Below are 906 nucleotides of genomic sequence, written 5' to 3' on the forward strand. Positions count from 1 at the left end.
TCGGGATCATCGAGGTCTGCGCGCGTGCCGCTCGGCCGCGCAACCAGGCCAGTGCGACTTGGACCGGGCTCACCCTGTTCTCCTCGGCCACGGCGAGGACCGCATCGAGGACGGCGGCCCGCTGCGCCGTGCCTTCACCGGCGCCCGCTTCCCCGGTCCGGGCACTGAGCCGTCCCTGTTCGCCACGGCGGTACTTGCCGGTCAGCAGGCCCCCGGCCAACGGGGAGTAGAGGAGAACTCCCAGTCCGTGTGCCTGCGCCATCGGGAGGAGCTCCCTGTCCGCGGAGCGCTCGGCAAGGCTGTACTCCGTCTGGATTCCTGCCAGCGGGGAACGCTCGCCCAGCTCGGACCTCACCGCGGCGCCCGCGATCCGCCAGGCCGGGAAGTTGGAGAGCCCGCCGTAGCGGATCTTCCCCGCCTGGATCAGAGTGTCGAAGCCGGCCAGGATCTCCGGCATGGGAGTCACGCCGTCGGGGATATGCGGCATGAAGACGTCCACGTAGTCGGTCTTCAGCCGCCGCAGGCTCTCCTCCAGAGAACGGATCATGGTCCTGCGGTCGTTGCCCGTGGTCCCGGGGCGCACCTCGGCCTGCCGGCTTCCGCCGTACTTGGAGATCACCACGAAGTCCTCGCGCCGGCGACCCAGGAGGTCGCCGAGGACAGTCTCGGCCTCGCCGCTCTGGTAGACGTTCGAGACGTCGAAGGTGGTGCCTCCGGCAGCCACGAAGGCGTCGAATATCGCCCGGGACCCCTCGAGGCCCGCTGCGGTCGGGGCCGACCCGAAGTTGGCGGTGCCCAGGACGTACTGCGAGACGCGAAGCCCGCTGAGCCGCCCGAAGGTCTGATAGCGCATGTGATGTCTCCTCGAAGGCGGTGGCGTGCTGTACTGTCACGGACACTACCACT

General features: G+C 69.3%; 1 protein-coding gene. It reads right to left on the bottom strand.

The window, feature by feature from the left end:
- On the bottom strand, positions 1-853 hold an 853-nt coding region (locus tag INT51_RS21945; protein WP_193107508.1), incomplete at its 3' end, for an aldo/keto reductase.
- Between the last annotated feature and the right edge of the window lie 53 nt (positions 854-906).

The sequence above is a fragment of the Brachybacterium sp. FME24 genome (genome assembly GCF_014897705.1).
Lineage (GTDB): Bacteria > Actinomycetota > Actinomycetes > Actinomycetales > Dermabacteraceae > Brachybacterium.